Raw genomic sequence first — 6,607 nt, forward strand, 5'->3', positions numbered from 1 at the left:
GCGAACGGCTGCCATGCGAGCCCCTCATCACCCAAGGCGTCTGCGCCAGCGCGGGATGACCTTGGTCGAATTGATGGTCGCCGCCGCGATCGGGCTGGTGGTGGTGCTTGCCGCCACGGCCACCTTCCTTGGCAGCCGGCAGCTCTTTGCCGCCAATGCGGAAGCGCAGGCGGTGGAAGATTCGCTGAGGTTCGCGGCTGCCGTCATCAGGAGCATGGTGCGGCAAGCCGGCTATGCCGACTACGCGCCGGACCGCGTCGGCTCCGACGGCACCATGGTCATCGGCAGCAACGCCACCCTGATGGCCTCACCCGACGATCCATCCGACCTGGACATTGTCGGCGCGAGCAATGCGCGGGTAGGCTTCACAGGCGAAAGCCACGGCAGCCACAACAGCAAGGGCGTGAACGGAAGCGACTCGCTGCGGGTGCGGTTTTTCGGCCGCAGCCGCGCCGGAGGTGGCGACACCGAACCCGACGGCACCATGGTCGATTGCATGGGGATCGCGCAGGCCGGGCCGTCGGATGGCGAGCCGTCGCTCGCCGATCGCGCGTGGAGCTTCTTCTTCGTGGCGGAAGCCGCCGACAAGGAGCCCGAGCTTTACTGCAAATACCGCAGCGACAAAGAGGGTGCGTTCAGGTCCGAGCCGCTTGCGCGCGGCATCGAGGTGTTCAAGGTCGTCTACGCCTACGACGGCAATGGCGACAGCGTGCCTGAACGCTGGCTCGATGCTGCGCAGCTGGAGGCGCTGGCGGGCTCCACCGCCGGCATCAACGATGAGTGGCGCAAGGTGGTCGGTCTTCGCATCGGCATGGTGGCGCGCAGTGGCCCCGGCATTGGCGGAGCCCAAACGCAGATCGAACGTCTTTACCCCCTCGGCGCCGACTTTCCTGGCGTGAGCTTCATGCCGCCGGCGGACGGCAGGTTGCGGCGCGCCGCCACATTCACCGTCATGCTGCGCAACGTCATGAAGGAGCCGGCTCCATGAACCGGAGCGGCCCTTCGGCGCAGCGAGGCTTCTCGCTGATCGTGGTGCTGTTGATGCTGCTCATTGCGATGGTGTTGGGCATTGGTGCTGCGCAGGTCTCGCTGGTGGGTGAGCGAAGCGCACGCAACGACCGCGACACTGAAATCGCGTTCCAGGCCGCCGAAGCAGCGCTCGTCGACGCCGAGCGCGACGTGCTCGGCCCGAACCCAAGCGCGGCGCAGCGCCTGTGTGTTTTCAACGGCAGGAATGTCTCGGCCTTTGTTGCGGGATGCGGCGGCACGGGCATTCACCAAGGGTTGTGCGCCCAGGCTGAAGACGGTGCCAAGCCGGTCTGGATGACGGCTGATTTCGCAGCCGAAAGCACAACCTCAGTCGCCTACGGCACCTTCACCGGGCAAAACTACACCACGGCCAGTGCGGCCGCAGGCGCCCGGGGCGGCGCGTTGTCCGCACGCGCCCCCCGCTACATCGTGGAGGCGGCGCGCAACCTCGGCGGGTGGCAGTCCAGCCAGCTCCAAAGCGCAAGCGCGCGAAGTGTTTCGCATCTCTTTCGCGTCACGGCCATCGGCTACGGCGTACGAGACGAGACGCAGGTGGTGCTGCAAACCAATTTGTACAAGCCGGCCGCCAGTCCGGGTTGCCCGTCCTGACCTTCCTTCTTTTGCTGAAACGGGATCCGAATGCGTTCTCTTGAAAGTCGCGTGCGCTCGGCGGCAGCTGTTGCCGCATGGGTGCTCTGCATCGGTACCTCGGTATCTGCAGCGGAGAGCGGCGTGGCGCCGGCTGTAGAGCTGCCGAGCGAGCCGCTGTCGTCCGTGGCCTCGCGCGTCGACCCGAACATGGTGCTCGACCTCGCACTGGAGTTCTCGAACACCGGTGCAGCCTATCGCGGCAGCTTCGACTGGAAGAAGGTCTACCTGGGCTATTGGGATCCGATGGCCTGCTACGACTACGCCGTCGCCGATGGCTACTTCAAGCGCCTGTCCCCGGCAACCCGACTTGCAGGCGGCGAGATTGCTTGCGCGCATCAATGGAGCGGCAACCTGTTGAACTGGGCCGCGACGTCCACCCTTGACGTGCTGAGGCTTGCATTGACAGGTGGCGACCGGGTGGTGGACGAAGCCGACCGTACCGTGCTGCAACGCACCGTGCTGCCACAGGATTTTTACCGCAGCAGCCACTTCCCCGACAAGGCCGTGACCGGCAACCTGGACAAGCTCACGCCGTTGGTGGCGGGCAGCGGCAACGGCTTGCGCGCGGCCGGCACTCTTCACTTCAACCACTGCGCCGACCGCATCTTCGTCGGACCGAGCGCAAGCGGCAGCTGCGCCAGCCCCGGCACCGACCAGCAATACGGCCCCGGCGCGTCGAGCGCTCCGTACTTCGCGCGGGTCGAGGTCTGCACCGCGGCCGAAGCGGCCGTGCGCAGCGACCTGTGCCTCAAGTACCCGAGCGGCAATTTCAAGCCCGCCGGAGAGGTACAGCATTACGCCGACAAGCTTCGTTTCGCCGTGTTCGGCTATCTGCTCGACAACGACCCGGCCCGCTATGGAGGCGTGTTGCGCGCACCGATGAAATACGCCGGGCCGAGAAAGCTGGAGGCCAAGCTCGACAGGGTGGACAACCCCCAAACCGAATGGGACGCCAGGACCGGCGTCTTTCTTGGCAATCCGATATCCACCATCAACTATCTGAACCGCTTCGGCCGCGCCGGTGCGTACAGGAAGTTCGACCCCGCGGGCGAGCTCTACTACGAATCGCTGCGCTACCTGCAAGGCAAGGTGCCCACGCGGGATGCAATCGCCGGCGTAGCAGCCATCGACGATCCGCGAAAGGACGGGCTGCCCGTCTACAACGACACCGCGCAATGGCGCACCGACGGCCACAAGAGCTGGGACCCCGTGGGTGCCAGCTGCCGCAAGAACTACATCCTGGCGATCGGAGATCTCGAAACGCACGGCGATCGCTCATTGCCCGGGCTGCCGGGCGGCGGCCGCGGCTTCAGCAACGCATCGTTCGAGCCCGACACGTCCTACTGGACCCGCCTGGTCGGCGCGTTCGAGAACCGCGAGTCGCTGTCCTATACCCACCCTTCGGGGAAGGCCGGTCTCGCAACGACCGGAAACCGCGGCCTTCCGGCCTTCAACTACAAGGGCGGCGCGCAACTGACGGCGAGCACCATCGCAGTTGCGGAAACAGGCGCCGACAAGGGTTCGTTCGGCATGGCAGGACTGGCCTATTGGGCGAACACGCAGAAGATTCGTGCCGACTACCCCGATGTACGGGTCCAGACCTTCGGCATCGACTTGGACGCGGGCGGGCAGGGGGCCATCCGGCAAGCGCAGCGCGGCAGCGCGCTCTATCTCGCCTCGAAGTACGGTGGCTTTGCAGACAGCAACGCGGATGGCAATCCGTTCAGGGCCTCAGGTGGCGGTGGCCAGGCCGACGTGGCGGGCAATTCCGAATGGGCCGAAGGCATCGACGACGATGGCCAGCCCAAGCCTTCCAACTACTTCATGGTGGGCGAGCCGCGGCAATTGCTCAGTGCAATCCGCCGGATTTTCGAGTTGGCAGCAGCGCCATCGGGCGGGGGCACGGCGGACCCGGCCATTTCGTCGGGCCGAATTGCGGAAGCCGGGAGCAGCCTCTACGTGCCGCGGTTCAGCGGACGCCGCTGGTCGGGCACGCTGCTGTCGTATCCATTGGCTTACGACGCGGCTGCGAGCACGGTGCGCCAGGCCGATGAACCCGCGTGGGACGCGGGAGCCCTGTTGACCGGCAGCGCATCGGCTCAGCCGGCACTTGTGGCGCGCGATCCCTCGGACAGGAACATCGTCACCCTTTCGTCGGCAGGCCGAGGCACGCCTTTTCGCTGGGAGTCGCTCGACACCGTAGCGCGAGGCTATTTGAATGCCACGCCCTACGCGGTGCCCGTGGCATCCGATGGGCAGGGAGCCGACCGGGTGGCTTATCTGCGCGGGGACCGCCGCAAGGAACTGTCGGCGCGGGGTGGAATATTCCGCGTGCGTGACTCGGTCATGGGCGATGTTGCCAATTCGAACCCGCTGTTCGTGGGCGCGCCGGGCCCACACGCGCAGGACACCAGCTATCGCCTGTTTCTGGAGGCGAACAAGGCGCGCGCCTCGGTGGTGTACGTCGGCGCCAACGACGGCATGCTGCACGCCTTCTCGGCCGCCACGGGAAGCGAGCTCTTCGCCTACGTGCCACGCGCGGTGTTGCCGAAGCTCGGTGCCTACAGCTCGCCGGACCATGTGCATCAATCCTATGTCGATGGATCCCCCGCCGCAACGGAAGCGAGGATGGCTGACGGCAGTTGGAAGACCGTGCTGGTTTCTGGAATGGGTGCTGGAGCAACCGGCGTCTTCGCGCTCGATGTCTCGGACCCCGCCGCGTTTTCAGCCGACAAGGTGCTGTGGGAGTTCACCGGTCTCGACGACGAGGACATGGGCCATGTGCTCCAGCCGCCGCGCATCTTGAAGTTCCGCATCTCCGCGGCCACACGCACCGGGGCCGCTGCCCATGCGTGGTTTGCCGTGGTTCCTTCGGGCTTCAACAACGCCAATCCGGACCGGCGCGGGGCGCTGTTCCTGCTCTCGCTCGACAAGCCCGCTGGCGTTGCCTGGAAGCGGGGCGTCAACTATCACAAGGTCGTGCTGCCGGCTCCAGCGGACAAAACCATGGTGAATGCCCTCGGCAGGCCGGGCGACTACGCAGCCGCGGACGGATCGGTGCGCTGGCTGTACGCCGGCGACACGCAAGGCAACCTGTGGAAGTTCGACTTCACCGCCCGTGCGCCGTGGAACGAGGACAACGCACTCGGCTTGAAGGGGCAACCGCTCATGGTCGCCGTGTCGCCCGGCGCGGGCGCAAAGCGCCAACCGATCACCGTGGCGCCAGAAGTGGGGGCGGGGCCGAACGGCGGCGCCATCGTGCTCTTCGGCACCGGCAAGTTCATGAGCGCCGAAGACATCGGCAGCGCCAGCCATGCGGTGCAAACGCTCTACGGCGTGTACGACTCGGGCACCGCCATTCCCGCGCACGAAACGCGCACGCAACTGCAGCCACGCACTGCGGCCGCTGCCGCCGGCCAGCCGTTGCCGGCCATCGTGGGCGAACCTTTCGTCTACGGCACCGGAAACCGCGGCGTGGCAAGCCGCCGCGGCTGGTATTTCGACCTTCCCGGGTCGCTCGATTCCGGCGAGCGGCAGGTGACCCGGCTGGCACTCAGCGACGGCTACCTGTTCTTCAACACGCTGATACCGAATGGCAATGCCTGCGGCGCAAACGGCGGCGGCCGCAGCTGCGCGGTCAATGCAATGACCGGGCTTTCGAAGGGCGGGACCTGCGTGCCTTCAACGGTGGGTTTGTTGTCGTCGCCTTTGCTCGTTGCGCTTGGCGAAGGCGCCTATGCCTCACCCGATGCGTTCGGGCGCCGTTCGGCCACGAAGAAGCTTTCGGTAATCAACGTCGGCTCTGGAAGCAGCCCTGGCGGAGCCGCCATTTCGACTGTGCAGCCGTTGGAAGGCGGCCAGGTTTCGCAAGTGGCCGGGCGCCTGAACTGGCGCCAGATCGTCGACTTTCAGGGAGCAAAGCCATGAAAGCCGCCACGCCGGCAAACGGCGGCGCCAGTCGCATTCGCGGCTTCACGCTGGTCGAATTGATGATCGTGGTCGCGATCCTCGCCATCCTGGCCGCCATCTCCTATCCGTCTTACCTGAACTTCGTACGCAAGGGCTGGCGCACCGAGGCGCGCTCGGCCCTGATGCAGCAGATGCAGCAGCAAGAGCGGCAATACACCATGACCGGTCAGTACAAGCGCTACGAAGGCGGGTCCGGCGAGGGAGGTGCGGGCGGCAAGTATCTTGTCGAGAGCGGCAATTGCGAGGGGCAAGGCACCATCGAGCGCTGCATCAGGCTCACGGCAACCCCGAAGCCGGGCTACGCCGATCCCGAGGTCGGAGCGCTCTGGATCGACAGCATGGGAGACAAGGGCTGCGATGGCGCAGCAGGGGCCAGGTGCTGGCAATGAGACAGGGCTGGCAATGGTCGATGGGGGCGAGGGTCGCGTCGGGCGGCTTCACCCTCGTCGAGCTGATGGCCGTGGTGGCCATCATGGCAATCCTGGGTTCGATCGCTGTTCCCTCGTTTCGCGACCTGCTGCTCAACCAGCGGCTTGCCGCTGCTTCGAGCGGTTTCGTGGCCGCGCTGAACCTGGCCCGCACCGAAGCCATTCAGCGTTCGCAAAAGGTCCACGTGGGCGCCCTCGAGGGAAGCGACTGGTCGAGCGGCTGGGCCGTGCAGGCCGGACCGGAAGGCGCAATGCACACGGTGCGCAAGTTCGAAAAGCTTCCGAACGGGGTGAGCGTCGACGCAGCACTTGGAGACGGATTCGTGCGGGGGCTGGACTACGACAGCAATGGCTTCGCTCGCCGGGCGGGCGGCACGGGCTTCGGTGCCGGATGCCTCACGCTGAAGGCCGAGTCGGGACGAAGGACGTCGATCGTGGTGTCGGCGTCGGGCCGCGCCAGGGTCTGCAACCCCGACGTGCGAGGTGAGTGCGGAACCGGCGCTTGCGGCAGCGGGGGCAAATGAGCTAGA

General features: G+C 66.2%; 5 protein-coding genes. All 5 read left to right on the forward strand.

Translation table 11 applies throughout. The annotated features are described in order from the left end of the window. The first annotated feature begins 13 nt into the window (after positions 1–13). From EJI00_RS24170 to EJI00_RS24190, 5 genes are read left to right on the forward strand one after another with little or no spacing between them, the layout of a single operon-like run. On the forward strand, positions 14–988 hold the full coding sequence (locus tag EJI00_RS24170) for a PilW family protein (protein WP_126750019.1): 975 nt from the start codon (positions 14–16) through the stop codon (positions 986–988). Next, positions 985–1,638, forward strand: coding sequence for a PilX N-terminal domain-containing pilus assembly protein (locus tag EJI00_RS24175; protein ID WP_126750016.1), 654 nt, complete (start codon positions 985–987; stop codon positions 1,636–1,638). The genes EJI00_RS24170 and EJI00_RS24175 overlap by 4 nt, the downstream gene beginning before the upstream one ends. Before the next feature lie 30 nt (positions 1,639–1,668). Next, complete coding sequence (locus tag EJI00_RS24180; protein ID WP_126750017.1) at positions 1,669–5,607, forward strand: pilus assembly protein; 3,939 nt, start codon at positions 1,669–1,671, stop codon at positions 5,605–5,607. Continuing rightward, positions 5,604–6,038, forward strand: a complete 435-nt coding sequence (locus EJI00_RS25510) for a type IV pilin protein (RefSeq protein ID WP_126750018.1) — start codon at positions 5,604–5,606, stop codon at positions 6,036–6,038. Before EJI00_RS24180 ends, EJI00_RS25510 begins: the two co-directional genes overlap by 4 nt. Further along, positions 6,035–6,601: a GspH/FimT family pseudopilin gene (locus EJI00_RS24190; RefSeq protein WP_126750020.1), complete on the forward strand. Its 567-nt coding sequence runs from the start codon at positions 6,035–6,037 to the stop codon at positions 6,599–6,601. Before EJI00_RS25510 ends, EJI00_RS24190 begins: the two co-directional genes overlap by 4 nt. Positions 6,602–6,607: the final 6 nt, after the last annotated feature.

The organism is Variovorax sp. DXTD-1, from assembly GCF_003984625.1.
Classification (GTDB): domain Bacteria; phylum Pseudomonadota; class Gammaproteobacteria; order Burkholderiales; family Burkholderiaceae_C; genus Variovorax.

What these genes read in the sequence shown, in the direction of transcription:
- EJI00_RS24175 (WP_126750016.1), top strand. Translation starts at nt 985, where the DNA reads ATGAACCGGAGCGGCCCTTCGGCGCAGCGAGGCTTCTCGCTGATCGTG.
- EJI00_RS24190 (WP_126750020.1), top strand. Translation starts at nt 6,035, where the DNA reads ATGAGACAGGGCTGGCAATGGTCGATGGGGGCGAGGGTCGCGTCGGGC.
- EJI00_RS25510 (WP_126750018.1), top strand. Translation starts at nt 5,604, where the DNA reads ATGAAAGCCGCCACGCCGGCAAACGGCGGCGCCAGTCGCATTCGCGGC.
- EJI00_RS24170 (WP_126750019.1), top strand. Translation starts at nt 14, where the DNA reads ATGCGAGCCCCTCATCACCCAAGGCGTCTGCGCCAGCGCGGGATGACC.
- EJI00_RS24180 (WP_126750017.1), top strand. Translation starts at nt 1,669, where the DNA reads ATGCGTTCTCTTGAAAGTCGCGTGCGCTCGGCGGCAGCTGTTGCCGCA.